General features: G+C 63.9%; 16 protein-coding genes and 1 tRNA gene. 4 read left to right on the forward strand and 13 right to left on the reverse strand.

Annotated elements, in window-relative coordinates; translation table 11 throughout:
• Window positions 1-74: 74 nt before the first annotated feature.
• Both FS665_RS18630 and FS665_RS18635 read right to left on the reverse strand, forming a co-directional pair.
• On the reverse strand, window positions 75-1,031 hold the full coding sequence (locus tag FS665_RS18630; protein WP_145191695.1) for a FecR domain-containing protein: 957 nt from the start codon (window positions 1,029-1,031) through the stop codon (window positions 75-77).
• Window positions 1,018-1,533 carry a sigma-70 family RNA polymerase sigma factor gene (locus FS665_RS18635; protein WP_145191697.1) on the reverse strand — a complete coding sequence of 172 codons (516 nt, stop codon included), beginning with the start codon at window positions 1,531-1,533 and terminating at the stop codon, window positions 1,018-1,020. The genes FS665_RS18630 and FS665_RS18635 overlap by 14 nt, the downstream gene beginning before the upstream one ends.
• A gap of 169 nt (window positions 1,534-1,702) precedes the next feature.
• On the opposite strand from FS665_RS18635, the gene FS665_RS18640 reads away from it, so the two are divergent.
• From FS665_RS18640 to FS665_RS18650, 3 genes are read left to right on the forward strand one after another with little or no spacing between them, the layout of a single operon-like run.
• Window positions 1,703-2,329, forward strand: a complete 627-nt coding sequence (locus tag FS665_RS18640) for a DNA-3-methyladenine glycosylase (protein WP_145191700.1) — start codon at window positions 1,703-1,705, stop codon at window positions 2,327-2,329.
• A gap of 22 nt (window positions 2,330-2,351) precedes the next feature.
• On the forward strand, window positions 2,352-3,404 hold the full coding sequence (ada, locus tag FS665_RS18645) for a bifunctional DNA-binding transcriptional regulator/O6-methylguanine-DNA methyltransferase Ada (RefSeq protein WP_145191703.1): 1,053 nt from the start codon (window positions 2,352-2,354) through the stop codon (window positions 3,402-3,404).
• A gap of 56 nt (window positions 3,405-3,460) precedes the next feature.
• A complete protein-coding gene (locus FS665_RS18650; RefSeq protein WP_145191706.1) occupies window positions 3,461-5,872 on the forward strand; it encodes a DUF3772 domain-containing protein in 2,412 nt (803 codons plus the stop codon).
• Window positions 5,873-5,944: 72 nt separating this feature from the next.
• Here FS665_RS18650 and FS665_RS18655 read toward each other — a convergent pair whose 3' ends face one another.
• From FS665_RS18655 to FS665_RS18705, 11 genes are all read right to left on the reverse strand, one after another.
• Entirely contained in the window at window positions 5,945-7,375 is a 1,431-nt protein-coding gene (locus FS665_RS18655) for an aldehyde dehydrogenase family protein (RefSeq protein WP_145191708.1), read from the reverse strand.
• Window positions 7,376-7,388: 13 nt separating this feature from the next.
• Window positions 7,389-8,888, reverse strand: coding sequence for a cytosine permease (locus FS665_RS18660; RefSeq protein WP_145191711.1), 1,500 nt, complete (start codon window positions 8,886-8,888; stop codon window positions 7,389-7,391).
• 94 nt (window positions 8,889-8,982) lie between these two features.
• Window positions 8,983-9,372: a nuclear transport factor 2 family protein gene (locus FS665_RS18665; protein ID WP_145191714.1), complete on the reverse strand. Its 390-nt coding sequence runs from the start codon at window positions 9,370-9,372 to the stop codon at window positions 8,983-8,985.
• 273 nt (window positions 9,373-9,645) lie between these two features.
• Window positions 9,646-10,746 (reverse strand): redox-regulated ATPase YchF, encoded by a 1,101-nt coding sequence (gene ychF, locus FS665_RS18670; protein ID WP_145191716.1) that lies wholly within the window; start codon window positions 10,744-10,746, stop codon window positions 9,646-9,648.
• Window positions 10,747-10,768: 22 nt separating this feature from the next.
• Window positions 10,769-11,353, reverse strand: coding sequence for an aminoacyl-tRNA hydrolase (gene pth / locus FS665_RS18675; RefSeq protein WP_012270476.1), 585 nt, complete (start codon window positions 11,351-11,353; stop codon window positions 10,769-10,771).
• A gap of 80 nt (window positions 11,354-11,433) precedes the next feature.
• Window positions 11,434-12,033 carry a 50S ribosomal protein L25/general stress protein Ctc gene (locus tag FS665_RS18680; RefSeq protein ID WP_145191719.1) on the reverse strand — a complete coding sequence of 200 codons (600 nt, stop codon included), beginning with the start codon at window positions 12,031-12,033 and terminating at the stop codon, window positions 11,434-11,436.
• Between the two features lie 118 nt (window positions 12,034-12,151).
• Window positions 12,152-13,093: a ribose-phosphate pyrophosphokinase gene (locus tag FS665_RS18685; RefSeq protein WP_003247410.1), complete on the reverse strand. Its 942-nt coding sequence runs from the start codon at window positions 13,091-13,093 to the stop codon at window positions 12,152-12,154.
• Between the two features lie 48 nt (window positions 13,094-13,141).
• Window positions 13,142-13,216, reverse strand: a tRNA-Gln gene (locus FS665_RS18690).
• A gap of 20 nt (window positions 13,217-13,236) precedes the next feature.
• On the reverse strand, window positions 13,237-14,097 hold the full coding sequence (ispE, locus tag FS665_RS18695) for a 4-(cytidine 5'-diphospho)-2-C-methyl-D-erythritol kinase (protein ID WP_145191722.1): 861 nt from the start codon (window positions 14,095-14,097) through the stop codon (window positions 13,237-13,239).
• 4 nt (window positions 14,098-14,101) lie between these two features.
• Window positions 14,102-14,719, reverse strand: coding sequence for a lipoprotein insertase outer membrane protein LolB (gene lolB / locus FS665_RS18700; protein WP_145191725.1), 618 nt, complete (start codon window positions 14,717-14,719; stop codon window positions 14,102-14,104).
• Between the two features lie 4 nt (window positions 14,720-14,723).
• The gene (locus tag FS665_RS18705) at window positions 14,724-16,445 is read right to left on the reverse strand and encodes a tetratricopeptide repeat protein (RefSeq protein WP_145191728.1); all 1,722 of its coding nucleotides are present in this window, start codon (window positions 16,443-16,445) and stop codon (window positions 14,724-14,726) included.
• 366 nt (window positions 16,446-16,811) lie between these two features.
• Between FS665_RS18705 and FS665_RS18710 the strand changes: the two genes are divergently transcribed.
• Window positions 16,812-17,153, forward strand: a complete 342-nt coding sequence (locus FS665_RS18710) for a hypothetical protein (protein WP_145191731.1) — start codon at window positions 16,812-16,814, stop codon at window positions 17,151-17,153.
• The last annotated feature ends 161 nt before the right edge of the window (window positions 17,154-17,314 follow it).

The following is a 17,314-nucleotide window of genomic DNA, read 5'->3' on the forward strand; positions in this document are numbered from 1 at the left end:
CTAGACCACTGTGCGGGTTTATTCCTCAAGGCCGGACGAGAATGAGATTCCCCCTCATTCTTTTTTCACTTTATTTATGCAGCGCCAATCGTCACCCAATAACGGGTGCGGTAGCTCACCCGCAGTGGCAAGCTGCGCGCGAGCAAATGCAGAATGCGCTCGGGGTCATCGAGCTGATAGGTGCCGGATACCTTCAGGGCAGCGACCTCTGGTGAGCAGCGCAGTACACCCGGGCGGTAGCGCGCCAGCTCTGCCACGAACTCCCCCAGTGGCATCTGTTGCACGCTGAGCACGCCGTCGGTCCAGCCCCAGGGATCGCCGTGCCAGTGCGCGGGTTGGTAATCACCATTGCTCAGCACCTGCAGGCGCTCGCCGGCATGCACCTGCTGCTGCTTGGGCGAGGCGGGGAACAGCGTGACCTCACCCGCGCGCACTGCCAGCAGCAGGCCTCGATCGTTTTCGCGCAGCAACAACTGAGCGTCAGCCGTTGCCAGTTCGCCAAGGCGCGTGTGGATACGGAACGGGCGCGGATCGCCGCTGGCGCTGTCGAGGCTGACTTCACCGCGCACCAAGGTCAGTTCGCGTTGCACAGGGCTGTAGCGCAGGTCGATGGCGCTGGCGGTGTTGAGTTCGATGCGGCTGCCATCGCTGCCCTGCAGCCGTCGCCGTGCGCCGGTCGTTGTGCTGCTGTCGGCCATCAGCGCCGCGACACCCAACGGCTCGCGTGCGGCCCAGCCCAGGCTGCCGCCCACGGCCAGCACGGCGAGTAGCTTCAAGTGCGCGCGGCGGCTGACGCGCAGTCGGCGATGGCGCTCGAGGGTATGTCGACTGAGGGTGCTGGGCAGCTCGGCCAGTTCATCGTTCAGCCCGCTGACGCGTTGCCAGGCCAATGCGTTGAGCGCATCGGCCGCCAGCCAGTGATTGAATTGCGCCTCGATGGCCGGCCCCGGCCGATCGAAGCGTAGCTTGACCAGCCATTCGATAGCCTGGTCGACCTGCGCCTGGCTTGGCGCCTGTTCAGCCTTGCGCATAGCGCAACCGATAGCAGACGCCCACGGCCTTGGCCAAATCGCGCTCGACGGTCGCGCGCGACACCTTCAGTCGCAGGGCGATCTGGCTGATGCTCAGGCCATCGAGTTGCGCCAGCAAGAACGCCTGACGCGCCCGAGGCTTGAGTTGCGACAAGGCCCGGTCCAGGCGCTCGAGGGTGTCGAGAATGAGCAGCCGATGTTCTTCACTGGGGGCTTCGTTTTCAGGCAGCAGCGCGAGGCTTTCCTGATAGGCACGCTCCAGGGCACGCCGGCGGAACTGGTCGATCATCAAACCCCGGGCGATACTGCTGAGGTAGGCGCGTGGCTCGCGCAACGGCGCTATCTGGCGCGCCCGCAACAGGCGCACGAAGGTGTCCTGGGCGAGGTCTGCGGCATGTTCGCGACAACCCACCCGGCTGCACAGCCAGCCGCGCAGCCAGGCATGGTGGGACTGGTAGAGCAGGGCGACCTCGGCCGGTTTCAACGTGTCGTGGGTCTGCATCGTTACAGGGCCTGGTTCCGTGAGCGAGCGTGATTGTGAATAGTTCTCAATTCTATGCGGCCATGCTGGCACTGAGCAATGCCAGGGCGGCAATTACCCGCGCAAGATCCGGCAATCAGCCGATCAACGGCTGGGTTAAGCTGAATGCCTCGAACTGCTGGAGCCGAGCATGATCCTGGCCGACCTCTCGCCTGCGGGCTATGACGATGCCGTTGCCCACCTGAGTGCCACGGACCCTGACTGGGCACGGCACATCCAGGCGATCGGGCCGTGCCTGCACCGGGCCACGCCTGGCCGCGAGCCCTTTGAAGCGCTGGTGCGGGCGATTGCCTACCAGCAATTGCACGCGCGGGCGGCCGAGGCCATTCTCGGGCGCTTGTTGGCGCTGTTCCCGGATCAAGCGTTTCCGAGCCCAGAACAACTGTTGATGCTCAGCCCGGAGGTGCTGCGCGGGTGTGGCTTTTCAGCCAGCAAGCAGGCTAGCCTTCGCGGCATTGCCCTGGCTCGCCTCGACGGCGTGGTACCTAGCCGGGCAGAGGCGCTGGCGCTTGCCGATCAGGTGTTGATCGAGCGCCTGGTGGCGTTGCGCGGGGTTGGCCGCTGGACCGTCGAGATGCTGCTGATCTACTGCCTCGAGCGTTCAGATATCCTGCCTGTGGACGACTTCGGCGTGCGTGAGGGCTATCGCCGCCTCAAGGGGCTGGACACGGCGCCGACGCCGGCCCGGATGCGTGCACTGGGTGCAGCCTGGAGCCCTTATAGAACGGTGGCAGCCTGGTACCTGTGGCGCGCCTGAACCCGCCTGCGAGATCGAAGCGATGACAGCATTCACCACTGACGCCCAACGCTGGCACGCCGTCGCGATGCGCGATTCGAGCGCCGCCGGCCATTTCGTCTACGCCGTGCGCACCACCGGTGTGTACTGCCGACCGGATTGCAGTTCACGCCTGGCCAAACGGGAGAATGTCGAGTTCTTCAGCGATGCCGGCAGTGCCGAGGCCGCCGGTTACCGGGCCTGTCGTCGCTGCCAGGCCAAGGCCGAGCCCGCTCGGCGCGATGCGCTGGTGCTGCGCGCCTGCCGCTTGCTCGAAAGCGGCGATCCAGCCCCCAGCCTCGAGCAGCTGGGCATGCAACTGGCGGTCAGCCCGTTTCACCTGCAGCGGCTGTTCAAAGCTGTCACCGGGCTTTCCCCCAAGGCTTACGCCAGCGCGTTTCGTGCCAAGCGCCTGCGTGAGCGCCTGGCCGACGAGCAGCGCTCGGTCACCGAGGCGATCTTCGCCGCCGGCTACAACTCCAGCAGCGGCTTTTATGCAGACGCCGAGCAGCGCCTGGGCATGCGTCCTCGCACGTTTCGCGCAGGCGGCGCCGGGGCCACGCTGCATTTCGCTGTCGGCCAGTGTTTTCTTGGGGCCATCCTGGTGGCGCAGAGCGAGAAGGGCATCTGCGCGATCTTGCTCGGTGACGATCCCCAGGGCCTGCTCGAGCAGTTGCAGGATCAATTTCCCAAGGCCCGCCTGATCGGCGGTGATGCTGCCTACGAGCGCGTGGTCGCCGAGGTGGTAGGGTTCGTCGAGGCGCCGCAACTGGGCCTGAAACTGCCACTGGATGTGCAAGGCACCGCCTTTCAGGAGCGGGTCTGGCAAGCGCTCTGCCACGTGCCGCTCGGTAGCCGGGTCAGCTACACCGACATCGCCGAACGCATCGGCGCGCCGAAATCGGTGCGTGCCGTGGCCATGGCCTGCGCGGCCAATCCCATCGCCGTGGCCATCCCCTGCCACCGGGTGGTCCGCCGTGACGGCGAGCTCAGCGGCTACCGCTGGGGCGTCGAGCGCAAGCGCCTGTTGCTGGCGCGAGAAACGGCACTCTCCTGAACGCTGCAAGCGGCGTAGAATCCCCCGCCAAATCGATGTGTAAAGAGGAACATCCGATGAGGCGTGTCAGCCTTGCCCGATTCTACCTGGGGATCATGACCCTGATGCTGGCGCTCGCCGCCCCAGCCTGGTCGGCGCCGGCTGCGCCGGCGTCCGCGCTCAACGTCGCCGACCTGCCGGCACTGACCGAGGACGCCAGCTACGAGCAGTTGAGCGATCGCCTCGACCTGATCCGCCAGGGCGTTACCAGCAATGCCAACGATGACCTGCTGTCGCAGCTGCGCATGGCGGCGGTGCAGGTGCAGCGCCAGGCCGATGCCCTGGCTACCTTGCGCACCAGTGACGTGGCCAAGGTCAACGATCAGCTCAACGTGCTCGGCCCGGTGCAGCCTGACGAGGCTGAAAGCCTGACCCGCCAGCGCAAGCAACTGGATGCGCAACGCAAGGCGCTGGTGGCCGAGCAGGAACAAGCCACGCAGTTGACCCAGTCGGCGCGTGATCTGTCGACGCAGATCGTCAACCTGCGCCGCAGCCAGTTCAACTCGCAGATCCTCAGCCGCGCCGCCTCGCCCCTGAGCCCGGCCTTCTGGTCGAGCCTGATCCGCCCCACCGAGGATGACGTGGCGCGCTTGCGCGATCTGCGCGAGGAGGCCAGCGCGGCCTTGAATGATGCGTTCAGCCCCGAGCATCGCTGGTGGTTCATCGCCAGCGTGGTCGCCGCTTTCGCGGTGTGGATCTGGGTGCGGCGGCTGATCGAGCGGCTGCTGGCCAGTGCCATGGTGCATCGCCTGCCCGAAGGCCGGCTGCGCCGCAGTGCCCTGGCCCTGAGCGTGAGCCTGGCCACGCTGGGCACCATCGCCGGCTCGGTGTCGCTGTTGCGCTGGGGCCTGGAAAGCAGCGCCGAGCTTGGCTCGGACATCGCCAGCCTGACCAACCACTTCCTCACCTTGGTGGTGTTCAGCGCCTTCATCACCGGGCTTGGTCGCGCCATGCTGATGCTGCAGCGGCCGTCATGGCGCTTGCCGCAGATCGCCGATGAAGTCGCCGCCGCCCTGGGCTGGTTCCCTAAACTGCTGGCGCTGGCGCTGATGGTGATGCTGACCATGGAGCGTATCAACAGCGTCATCGGCACCAGCCTGGCACTGACCGTGGCCACCAATGGCCTGACTGCGCTGGTGGTGGCGGCGATCTTCGCCCTGGCCCTGGTGCGTTACCGCCGCACGCTGCGCAAGCATGAGCTGCCACGCCCGGCCGGCTTGGCCGGGCTGATTCCGTTCGTGATCGTGGTCTGGGTCGGGCTGATCATCCTCGCGCTGCTGACCGGCTACCTGACCCTGGCCTATTTCCTCACCGCCAAGCTGTTGTGGATCAGTGTGGTGGCGGTGTGTGCCTACCTGCTCACCACGTTCTTCGCCGACCTGTGCGAAACCCTGCTGTCGCCGCGTCAACCCGGCGGCCTGGCGCTGGCCTCGACCCTGGGCCTGGCGCCGCGCCATCAGGCGCAAGCCAGCACCATCCTGGTGGGTATCAGCCGTACCGTGCTGCTGTTCCTGGCCGTATTGCTGGCGCTGATGCCTTCGGGTACCAGCCCCGGCGAGCTGTTGCTGAGCCTGGGCGATTGGGACGGCACCGGTGGCAAGGTGCTGGGCAATCTGAACATCGTGCCCCAGGATATTCTGCTGGCCGCAGCGATCTTCTGCGGCGGGTTGTTCGGCATCCGCGTGGTCAAGCGCTGGTTGAGCGAGCGGCTGTTGCCTGACACCGACATGGACGCAGGCATGCGCGCATCGTTGGTGACCCTGGTCGGTTACCTGGGCTTTTTGTTCCTGGCGATGCTGGTGATGTCGACCCTGCACATCAACCTGACCAGCCTGACCTGGGTGGTCAGCGCACTGTCGGTGGGTATCGGTTTCGGCCTGCAGCAGATCGTGCAGAACTTCATCTCCGGCCTCATCCTGCTCACCGAACGCCCGGTCAAGGTCGGTGACTGGGTGAGCCTGGCGGGGGTCGAGGGCGATATCCGTCGGATCAACGTGCGCGCTACCGAAATCCAGATGTCCGATCGCTCGACGGTGATCGTGCCCAACTCGCAGTTCATCTCGCAGAACGTGCGTAACGTCACCATGGGCAATGCCCTGGGCGTGGTCGGTATCACCCTGACCTTGCCGTTGGACACCGACGCCAACCTGGTACGCGAGCTGTTGCTTGCGGCCTTCCACGAGCATGAGGCGATCCTCGACGCGCCGGCCAGCTCGGTGAGTTTCAAGGACCTGACAGCGGCCGGCATGGTGATTGGCGCCAGCGGTTACGTGGCGGGGCCACGGCAGGTGTCGGGGACCCGCAGTGACCTGCTGTTCACCATTCTGGGACGTTTGCGCGAGCAGGGTATCGCCTTGTCGGCGCCGCAGAGCATGGTGTTGCTGCAGGACGGAGCGAAGGGCGGGGAGCCTTCCACGCAAGGGGCTTGAGCCGCGACGGGCGATCTTGCAAGGTCATGCGGGCTTGCGCTGACATGACCTTGCAAGCATGTGCCTGGGGGCTCAGCCCAGGCAGCGCGTTACATGCTTGACCGACTGATAGCCCGCCAGGCCCCACGGCCCCAGCTCGCGGCCGATGCCGCTGCCCTTGGTGCCGCCCCATGAGGTTTCGACGAACACCGCCTGCACCGAGTTGATCCACACATGGCCTACCTCCAGGGCATCGGCGACGCGCTCGGCGCGCGCCAGGTCGGCAGAGCAGACCGTCGCGACCAGGCCGAAGCGACTGTCGTTGGCCTCGGCGATCGCCTCCTGCTCGGTGCCGAAGCGTCGCGCGCACAGCACCGGGCCAAAGATCTCTTCGCGCCACAGGCGGCTGTCGGTGGGGACATCGACATACAGCGTCGGGCTGACGAACCAGCCATCACGCTGCAGTGCTTGGCCACCTGTCAGGCAGTGCAGGCCTTCTTCGCGTGCCGTGGCGAAATAACCGGCCACTTTCAGCCACTGCGCCTGGCTGGTGAGCGGCCCCATGTCGATCTCTTCAGTGAGCGGGTTGCCAATGCGCAGCGCTTCCAGCGCTGCCGTGAGGCGCGGCATCAACGTGTCGGCAATGCCCTCCTGCACCAGCAGGCGCGAAGTCGCCGAGCACATCTGCCCAGCGTTCCAGGTGATGCCGGCGACGATCCACGCCACCGCCTGATCAGGGTCGCAATCGTCGAACACCACGATCGCCGACTTGCCGCCAAGCTCCAGGGTCACTGGCCGGCACTGCGCCGAGGCGCTGCGCATCACCTGACTGCCTACGCTGTTGCTGCCGGTGAACGACAGTTTGTCCAGACCGCTGTGGTTGCTCAGGGCGGCGCCGGTTGGTGCCTTGCCGTTGACGATGTTCAGCACGCCGGCTGGCAGGCCTACGGCGTCGGCGATCTGGCCATAGGCTTGCTCGATCAGCGGCGTCACCTCCGACGGCTTGAGCACCACCGTGCAGCCGGCGGCGAGTGCCGGTGCCAGTTTCCAGGCACTGGTCACCAGGGGGAAATTCCACGGCACGATCAGGCCCACCACGCCCACGGGCTCCATGCGGGTTCTGGCCGTGAAGCCTGGCACGGCCAAGGGCACGTCGCGGGCTTGCGCGGGCAGTTGCTCGGCCATGTCGGCGTAATAGGTGAAGGTGGCGATGGCATCGTCCAGGTCGATTTCGGCCTCATGGCGTGGCTTGCCGTTATTGCGCATCTGCAGGCTGACCAGCGCCTCACGACGCTCGCCCAGCTGCTCGGCGAAGGCGCGCAGCAGGTTTGCGCGAACACGGGCATCGAGCTGTTTCCAATCATTCAGGGCAGCGCGCGCGGCCGCCACGGCTTCATCGACCTGAGCCGCGCTGGCTGCCCTGAATTCGGCGAAAGGCAAGCCGCTTGCCGGTTCGCAGACGCTGATGCAGTCGCTGCCTTGGCCCTCGACCCAGCGGCCGGCGATGTAATGGGAAGTTGTCATGGTCGGTATCCAGTCAGGCCATCTCGGCGCGAATTATCGGTGCACACGCCGCACGCTTGCAGCGCACCCAGCGCGGCCCTTGCGGGCCATACACCCCAGCGGGTTCAGGGAACAGGTTCAGCAGCAGCAGGTACAACATTGCTGCCAGGCCCAGGGTGACCGGCAGGCTCAGGTCGATGCCACCGGCCAGCTCGCCGAGCGGGCCGACGAACTGGCCGGGCAGGTTGACAAAGCACAGGCCTACCAGCGCGCTGGGCACCCACGCGCCCATGCCACGCCAGTTCCAACCGTGCCGGAACCAGTAATGCCCGCCGCGTTGGCCGCGGGTGAACACCTGCAGGTCGTCGGCATGGTAGAAGCCGCGGCGGGTGATCAAGCCGAGGATCATGATCACCATCCATGGGCTGGTGCAGGTGATGATCAGCACCGCGAAGGTCGACACGCTCTGCACCAGGTTGAAGGTGAAGCGGCCAATGAAGATGAAGCCGATCGCCAGCACCCCGATCAACAGCGTGGCTGCCGCACGGCTGAGCAAGCGCGGGAACACGCTGGACATGTCCAGGCCGGTGCCATAGAGCGCAGTGGTGCCGGTCGACATGCCGCCGATCACCGCAATCAGGCATACCGGCAGGAAGAACCAGCTCGGCGCTACCGCCAGCAATCCGCCCACGTAGTTGTTGGCCGCGATGTAGTCCGGTGCCTGGGTTGCCACCAGCGTGGCGGTGCACAAGCCGAACAGGAAGGGAATCAGCGTCGCTGCCTGGGCGCCGATCACCGCCAGCATGATGCGTGCCTTGGGCGTCTGTCGCGGAATGTAGCGCGACCAGTCACCGAGAAAGGCGCCGAACGATACCGGGTTGCTCATGGCCAGGATCGCCGCGCCCACGAACGCCGCCCAGAACCCCGCTTGACCCAGGTTCACGCTGCCGGCGAAGGCTGCATCGAACGGCCCGGCGAAGGCGACGATGCCGAGCAGGAACAGCAGGCTTGAAGCCCACACGGCGATCTTGTTCACCCACAACATGAAGCGAAAGCCGAAGATGCACACCACCAGCACCAGCACCGCGAACAGGCCGTAGGCCAGGCCCAGGGTCAGCTCGGTTTCGGGCAGGCCAGCCAGGCGCTTGGCGCCGCCAACCAGGGCATCGCCCGAGCTCCACACCGACAGCGAAAAGAACGCCACCGCCGTGAGCAGCGACAGGAACGAACCGACGATACGCCCATGCACCCCGAAGTGCGCCCCTGACGATACCGCGTTGTTGGTGCCGTTGAGGGCGCCGAACAGGCCCATGGGGGCGAGGATCAGCGCGCCCACCCCAACGCCGAGCAGAATGGCCCAGAGGCCGGCCTGGAAGGACAACCCGAACAGCACCGGGAAGCTGCCCAGTACGGCGGTGGCGAAGGTATTGGCGCCGCCGAAGATCAGGCGGAACAGGTCCAGTGGGGTAGCGTCGCGTTGATCGTCGGGGATCTGTTCGACGCCGTTGGTCTCGATAGCGGTCGAGTGGCTCATGGTGATGCTCCAGCGCGGTTGTTGTAGGGCCGCGCTTGGCGCTGCCCGTTCTTGTGGGTGCGATGGCAGTGCGGCAGGGCCGCGTAAGTTCGAATCAGGCTGGGCTCAGCACCGAGAGGTGCTCATGGCACGCCAGCCAACGCTCGCCATAGCGCCGAAAGACGATGGTCTCGCGCTCGGCCAACTGCTGCTCTTGACCGGCAGCACGAATGTGCGTGGCCACCTCGTGCATGAAGATCGCCACCTCGCCCTGCAGGCTGATCTGCGGGTTGCTGGACTGGCAGGCGAGCACGGCAAAACCTTCGGCTTGCCACTGGGCCCAGAGGTTTTCATAGGCGCGGCGGGTCAGCAGCGGTTGCGCCAAGGTGTGGAAGAGGAACGTGGCGTCTTCGCTGAAACAGGCGAAGTAACGGGCGCTGTCGTTGCTGGCAAAGGCGGCTACCAGCTCGGCCGCAGCCTGCTGTACCTGAAGTGTCTGGTCCACGGGAGTGGCCTCACGGTTTTTGTGATTGTGGTGAGGCGATTCTGGTGGGGCTTGGCTGAGAGAAAAATCGCTGGAGGGAAATAATCAGTTCAGGATTTTGTGAACCATTGGCAGGCGTGTTGCCGCAACTTGAAACCAAGTGCTTCTGTTTGGACTGGCTTGCGAAGTATCCAGATCACCTGGCATTGAGCACCGCCTGCCGGCTGACGGCAGAAACGACGACGCCCCCTTCGCAGCCTGTTGCAGCGCGAAGGGGGCGTCGGTGAGAGGGCGTTATACGTTGAAGCGGAAGTGCATCACGTCGCCGTCTTTGACGATGTAGTCCTTGCCTTCCAGGCGCCATTTACCGGCTTCCTTGGCACCGCTTTCACCCTTGAACTGGATGAAGTCGTCATAGGCCACCACTTCGGCGCGAATGAAGCCTTTCTCGAAGTCGGTGTGGATCACACCGGCTGCCTGCGGGGCAGTGGCCCCGACGCGCACGGTCCAGGCGCGTACTTCCTGCACGCCGGCAGTGAAGTAGGTCTGCAGGTTGAGCAGCTCGTAACCGGCGCGGATCACGCGGTTCAGACCTGGCTCTTCCAGGCCCAGGGCCTCGAGGAACATGTCCTTCTCTTCGCCATCGTCCAGCTCGGCGATTTCGGCTTCGATCTTGTTGCACACCGGCACCACCACCGCGCCTTCCTCCTCGGCGATGGCCTTGACCACGTCCAGGTGCGGGTTGTTGTCGAAGCCGTCTTCGGCCACGTTGGCGATGTACATCACCGGCTTGCTGGTCAACAGGTGGAAACCGCGAATCACCGCCTTTTCGTCGTCAGCCATGTGCTTCATCAGGCTGCGCGCAGGCTTGCCCTCGGTGAAGTGCGGGATCAGCTTCTCCAGGATCGCCTTCTGCGCCAGGGCGTCCTTGTCGCCACCCTTGGCGTTGCGGGCCACTTTCTGCAACTGCTTTTCGCAGCTGTCGAGGTCGGCGAAGATCAGTTCGAGGTCGATGATCTCGATGTCACGCTTGGGGTCGACGCTGTTGGAAACGTGAATCACGTTCTCGTCTTCGAAGCAGCGCACCACGTGGGCGATGGCGTCGGTTTCGCGGATGTTGGCCAGGAACTTGTTGCCCAGGCCTTCACCTTTCGACGCACCGGCCACCAAGCCGGCGATGTCGACGAACTCCATGGTGGTCGGCAGGATGCGGTTAGGCTTGACGATTTCCGCCAGTGCCGCCAGGCGCGCATCGGGCATCGGCACGATACCGCTGTTCGGCTCGATGGTGCAGAAAGGGAAGTTCTCGGCCGCGATACCAGACTTGGTCAGGGCGTTGAACAGGGTGGACTTGCCGACGTTGGGCAGGCCGACGATGCCGCAATTGAAACCCATGGATATTCCCCTCTCTAGGAAATCAGGCCTTCTGGCTGTGCAGCTCGCGCATGGCCTTGGCGAAATCGCCGGCCAGCACGTCCGGCAGCACGCCGAGGGCAAAATCGATGCTGGCGTCGAGCTTCTCCTGCTCGGCGCGCGGCGCGCGGCCCAGGACGAAGTTGGAGACCAGTTTGGCGTCGCCCGGGTGGCCAATGCCAAGCCGCAGGCGGTGGAAGTCGTTCTGGTTGCCGAGCTGCGCAATGATGTCACGCAGGCCGTTGTGCCCCCCATGGCCGCCGCCGCGCTTGAGCTTGGCAACGCCCGGAGGCAGGTCGAGTTCGTCATGCGCCACCAGGATCGCTTCCGGCTTGATGCGGAAGAAATTGGCCAAGGCCGCCACGGACTGGCCGCTGCGGTTCATGTAGGTGGTGGGGATCAACAAACGAACGTCGTTGCCCTGATGGCTGAACTTAGCCGTCAGGCCGAAATATTTTTTGTCAGCGGTCAGCGAAACGCGCTGGGCGCTGGCAATGCGTTCAACGAAAAGAGCCCCTGCGTTATGCCGGGTCTGTTCGTATTCGGGGCCGGGGTTACCCAGGCCGACGATCAACTGGATGGCGGTCACGTCAGGGGCTCTTCCTTGGAGTTGTTGGGTTACAGGCGCGGGGCGCACTGTAACCCGATCAACACCGGCGCGCGAGTGGATTACTCGGCAGCGCCTTCTTCTTCAGCTTCGGCGGAAACGCGCGGAGCGTGAACGTTGGCAACAGCTTTGTCATCACCGTGGGCCAGAGCGACGAACTCTACGCCTTTAGGCGCTTTCAGGTCCGACAGGTGGATGATGGTGCCGATTTCAGCGCTGCCCAGGTCGACTTCGATGAACTCAGGCAGGTCTTTGGCTTCGCAGGAAACTTCGATCTCGGACTCAACGTGGGAGATCTCGCCGCCTTTCTTGACCGGGGCTTCTTCGTTGATGAAGTGAACCGGAACCTTGGCGGTCAGCTTCTGGCCAGCAACGACGCGAACGAAGTCGGCGTGCATGATGAAGCCTTTGGCTGGGTGACGCTGCAGGGCCTTGACGATGACGTCTTGCTTGGTGCCGTCGACGTTCAGCTGCAGAACGTGGCTGAAGGCAGCCTCGTCTTCGAACAGCTTGGTGATTTCCTTGGCCAGGATGGTCAGGGACTCAGCGTCCTTGTTGCCACCGTAAACCACGGCTGGGATGTGAGCGGAGTGACGCAGGCGGCGGCTCGCACCTTTCCCCAGGTCAGTACGCGCTTGGGCGTTCAGGGTAAAATCAGTCATTTTGTTTCTCCAAAATAGCCCCCCGAAGACGTTTGCGACCAGCGTCGACGGGGATGGCAAAAAAGCCCCGCCCCAACACATGCTGGGGCGGGGCGCTTCATATCAACACGGGTTCCGCTTAGCGGAACATCGCGCTGATCGATTCTTCGTTGCTGATGCGGCGGACCGCTTCAGCGACAACCGGTGCGATATCCAGCTGACGGATACGGTCACAGGCTTGAGCAGCGGCGGACAGCGGCACGGTGTTGGTCACCACCAGCTCGTCCAGGACCGACTTCTCGATGTTCTCGATCGCACGGCCCGACAGGACAGGGTGCGTGCAATAGGCGTAAACCTTGGCAGCACCGTGCTCTTTCAGGGCTTTGGCCGCGTGGCACAGGGTGCCGGCGGTGTCGACCATGTCATCTACCAGGATGCAGGTGCGCCCTTCGACGTCGCCGATGATGTGCATGACCTCGGAGTGGTTAGCCTTTTCACGGCGTTTGTCGATGATGCCGAGATCGACACCCAGGGACTTGGCGACGGCGCGTGCGCGCACCACGCCACCGATGTCCGGGGAAACGATCATCAGATTCTCGAAACGCTGGTCTTCGATGTCGTCCACCAGTACGGGCGAGCCGTAGATGTTGTCGACAGGAATATCGAAGAAACCTTGGATCTGGTCAGCGTGCAGGTCGACGGTGAGTACACGGTCGATACCCACGACAGTGAGCATGTCAGCCACCACTTTGGCGCTGATGGCTACACGTGCCGAACGCGGACGGCGGTCCTGGCGGGCATATCCGAAGTAGGGAATCACGGCGGTGATTCGGGAGGCTGAGGAGCGGCGGAAGGCGTCGGCCATCACTACCAGTTCCATCAGGTTATCGTTGGTCGGGGCACAGGTCGGCTGAATAATGAAGACGTCTTTACCGCGAACGTTTTCATTGATCTCAGTACTGATCTCACCGTCGGAGAACTTACCGACAGAGACGTCACCGAGAGGGATATGCAGCTGACGTACGACACGCCGAGCCAGATCGGGGTTAGCGTTCCCCGTAAAGACCATCATCTTGGACACGCGCAGTACCTGAAGGCTGAGGGTATACCTGGATGAGTATAAGGAAAATGGCAGGGGCGGCTGGATTCGAACCAACGCATGGCAGGATCAAAACCTGCTGCCTTACCGCTTGGCGACGCCCCTGTATCTGTTGCTGCGAACGCTTATGCGCTCGACTTCTTGACCAGACTTTGCAGCTTGCGATGCAACATCGAAACATTGCTTCCTTTCGCCACAAACCCTGTTTGGGTCGCTGAAAGAAGGGCCAGAACTTTATCAGCTTCGGCTTTGCTTGGGAAGGCCCCAAACACACAACTTCCAGTGCCGGTTAGTCGAGCCTCTGTGAACTTACCCAAAGAATTCAGCGCGTTGCGAACTTCCGGGTAACTCTGCTCTACCACCGGTTGGCAGTCATTTCGACTGTTTCCCTCGGGAACGGGGCGCATCTTAAGGGGGAGGGAATCACGTGTCAACTGCGGATGTGAAAAAATTTCTACTGTGCTGACAGACACTTGCGGCACAAGCACGACATACCAGGGCTCTTCAGGGTCCACCGGCGTGAGTTGCTCTCCAATGCCCTGGGCGAACGCGGCATGGCCGCGAACGAACACCGGCACGTCGGCGCCCAGGCTCAGACCCAAGGTCGCCAGACGGTCTTCATTCCAGTTCAGCTGCCAGAGGTGTGCCAGGCCCAGCAATGTCGTGGCTGCATCGGAGCTACCGCCGCCGATACCACCGCCCATGGGCAGCACCTTGTTCAGCCAGATGTCGGCTCCCAGTGCAGTGCCCGACTGCGCCTGCAACGCGCGCGCGGCGCGCACGATCAGGTTGCTGTCGTGGGGCACGGCCTGCAAGTCGCTATGCAGGCGAATCACGCCGTCCTGGCGCACGGCGAAGCTCAGCTCGTCGCCATGCTCGAGAAACTGAAAGACGGTTTCCAGTTCGTGGTAGCCATCGGCGCGGCGACCGATGATATGCAGCCACAGATTGAGCTTGGCCGGGGCGGGCAAGGTAAGCGTGTGCATGGGATCAATGCCCCAGCTGACGCGGTTGCCAGTCCTTGATCACCAGCGTCACGTCGAGGTCCTTGCCATGCAGTTTCATCCGCTCTGGCAGCCAGTAGCCGTTCTGCTCGGCGTAGCGCAGGTATTCGACCTGCCAGCCATCCTGGTCAAGGTTGGCCAGACGGCTGTCGCCGTCCAGGGTCAGCTTGCTCTTGCTATCGGGTGCCGGCAGGCCGCGCACCCACCAGACCAGGTGCGAAACCGGCAATTGCCAGCCCAATTGTTCTTCGAGCAGCGCTTCAGGGCTGTCGGCCTCATAGCGGCCCTGGTTGGCCACTTCCAGCACGACACCACCGGGACGCCCGGTCAGACGCGCAGCGCCACGGCCAAGCGGGCCGGCCAGGCGAATATCGTAGTAATCCTGGCGCTGCAGCCAGAACAGCGTGCCACTGCCGGAGTCGCGCGGCGCGCGAATGCCGACCTTGCCGTTGATCTGCCAACCGTCGAGGCTGCTCAGCTGTTCTTTATGGGCGCGCCACTGCTGCGGGTCGCCGTGGCCTTGCACGGCCTCGCGACTACCGAAGCCGGCGCAGCCGGCCAACAGGGCGATCAGGGTGAAGGTGATGCAATGGCGCAGGAACATGGCGTTAAAGAGTCTCGGATCCGGTCAGGCGCAGGAGGGTCTTGCGCAGGATAGGGCTGTCGGCCTGGGCTTCGAAGCCCTTGGCCCACACCTTGCGGGCTTCGCCGCGCTTGCCGCTGGCCCAAAGTACTTCGCCCAGGTGGGCAGCGACTTCGTGGTCGGGAAAGCGGGTAAAGGCCTGGCGCAGGTAGTCTTCAGCCTCGTCGAGCTGGCCCAGGCGATAGTTCACCCAGCCCATGCTGTCGAGCACGGCGGGGTCTTCCGGGGTCAGCTGGTAGGCTTTTTCGATCAGCGCCTTGGCTTCGGCGAAGCGGTTGGTACGGTCGGCGAGGGTATAGCCAAGGGCGTTGAGGGCCATGGCGTTTTCCGGCTCGCGGGCAATGATGGCGCGCAGGTCTTTTTCCATCTGCGCCAGGTCGCCACGCTTCTCGGCGAGCATCGCCCGCGTATACAGCAGGTTGAGATCGTCGGGGTAGCGCATCAGGGCCTGTTGCAGCACCTGCAAGGCCTGGGCGTCCTTGTTGTTGTTGCTGTAGCTTTCCGACTCGATCAGGTACAGCTGCACGGCGGCGTCTGGCTGCGCCTCGCGGGCCTCGGCCAGCAGGCGCGAGGCTTCGCTGCCGCGGCCGTTGGCGATTAGGATGTCGGCCTGGCGCAGTTGCGCCGGCAGATAATCAGCGCCGGCGCCGACCAGGGCGTACTCGCGCAAGGCGGCGGCCGGGTCATGGCGCTCTTCGGCGATGCGACCAAGGTTGAGATGAGCAGCGTCGACGTTGCTGTCGCGCTCGATCAACTCGCGCAGGTACACCTCGGCCTGGTCCCAATCCTTGTTCTCCATGCACACCAAGGCCAGGGAGTAACGCGATTCATCGTCATCGGGATACTGCTGCACCAGGCTCAGGAACTCGGCCTTGGCGTCGGCCATGCGGTCCTGTTCGACCAGGGTACGCGCGTAGGTCAGGCGCAGGCGTCGGTCTTCGGGGTTGTCACGGATCGCGCCACGCAGCAACGGCAGCGCTTCCGGGCCACGGTCCAGGGCTTGCAGCAGGCGCGCGCGCAGCAGAATCGGCGCGATCTCGCCGTTTTGCGCCGGGTGCGACTCGAGCAGGTCGAGGGCTTCTTCGGTCTTGCCGTCCTGGTTCAGCAGCAGTGCCTTGCCGAACACCAGCTGGCTGTTGTCGGGGTACTTCACCAGCAGGCGGTCGAAGCTCTGCATCAAGCCGTCGCGGGTGCTTTGGTCGGTCTCGGCGGCAGAAAGGGCGAGGAAATCGAAATGGGTGTCGCCTTGCCCCTGTAGAACCTTCTCCATATAGACCATGGAGTCGTCGTAACGGCCAGCGCGCGCCAGCTGAATGGCAGCGGCGCGCTGGGCGTCGAGGTTGTGCGGATCGTTCTTGGCCCAGATCAGCGCGCTGTCCAGGGCTGGCTCATCGGCGCCCAGGTACTCGGCGATGCGGTAGGCGCGCTCGGAGACGCCAGGGTCCTGGGTTTTCTCGGCCTGATCGGCATAGTTGGCCAGGGCGATGTCGAAGCGATTGCGTTGGCCAGCAAGCTCGGCCACCAGCAGGCTATAGAGGCCGTCCTGGGTAAACGATCCATACGCCACGGGCTTTTTCGCCACATCCTTGTCGGCCTCGGCAACGGGAGGCTCGGCAGTTTGCGGCGCCAGGCTCTGGCAGCCCTGGAGCAGGGCGAAGGCAAGCAGCAGTGCGTAGGGTCTGTTCATAGAGAGGCTTAACTGGGACTAACCGGCGGTCGGAGCATGATGACACAAGCGCGGGGGCAAACCCACCAGCGCCGTGATGGCTTAATTGCGACCTTCGAGGGGGATGTCGGTTCAACCGGGCGGGACGAGACACGCCGTTACAGAAACCCTTTCCATGGACTGCGCTGAGGGAGAGGGCGGGGCAACCTGAAAAAAATCCCACGCAGCTTGGCGCATTCTGCCGGGCTTGAACGGAACAGCCTTATGGGGGTGGTAACGGTTGACCGGATATACATGGTGCTCTTGGAAACGGTGTCAGGAGGTCGGCGTGAGCCGGGCCTTGCGAACGCGTTTCGGGTCAACTGTCCCTCAACTCAGGAGCTACACATGAGCGTTATCTCCAAATCACTCGAAGAGCTGCTCGCGACCATCTACGCGGACAACAAGGTGTCGATGAACGAGTTTCTGCAGTTACAGGCGGAATCGGATCGTCGCTGGGAAAAAGTCATCGATCAATTGGGCCCCAACACTACCCTGCTGGCTTTCCAGCAGTCCATGGATGTGGCCATGCACATGCTCCACCTAAGCGTCGAGCACATCAAGAAGCAAGAACTCACCGACCTCGGCGAGGCCGTGGTCAAAGATGCGATCAGCGCCCAGGTCGAGGCCGTGCGAGCAGGGTGCCTGCTGAGCTTCAAGGCGCTGAAGGTCGGCCCGAATACGCTTTGAGTCTCACCTAGCGCAAGCACCGCAATGGCGCGCAGCACGGGCCCCTTACCGCCGCGCACCATTGGGGTATGGCCATTGGCGGGCCCGCCGCTTTACAGCTTTCGCCCTTCTGCGGGCAGGCCGGTCCGGTCTATCACGACGATAGCGAACGGTGGTTGTTC

This window comes from Pseudomonas sp. URMO17WK12:I11 (assembly GCF_007677725.1).
In the GTDB taxonomy this organism is placed as follows: domain Bacteria; phylum Pseudomonadota; class Gammaproteobacteria; order Pseudomonadales; family Pseudomonadaceae; genus Aquipseudomonas.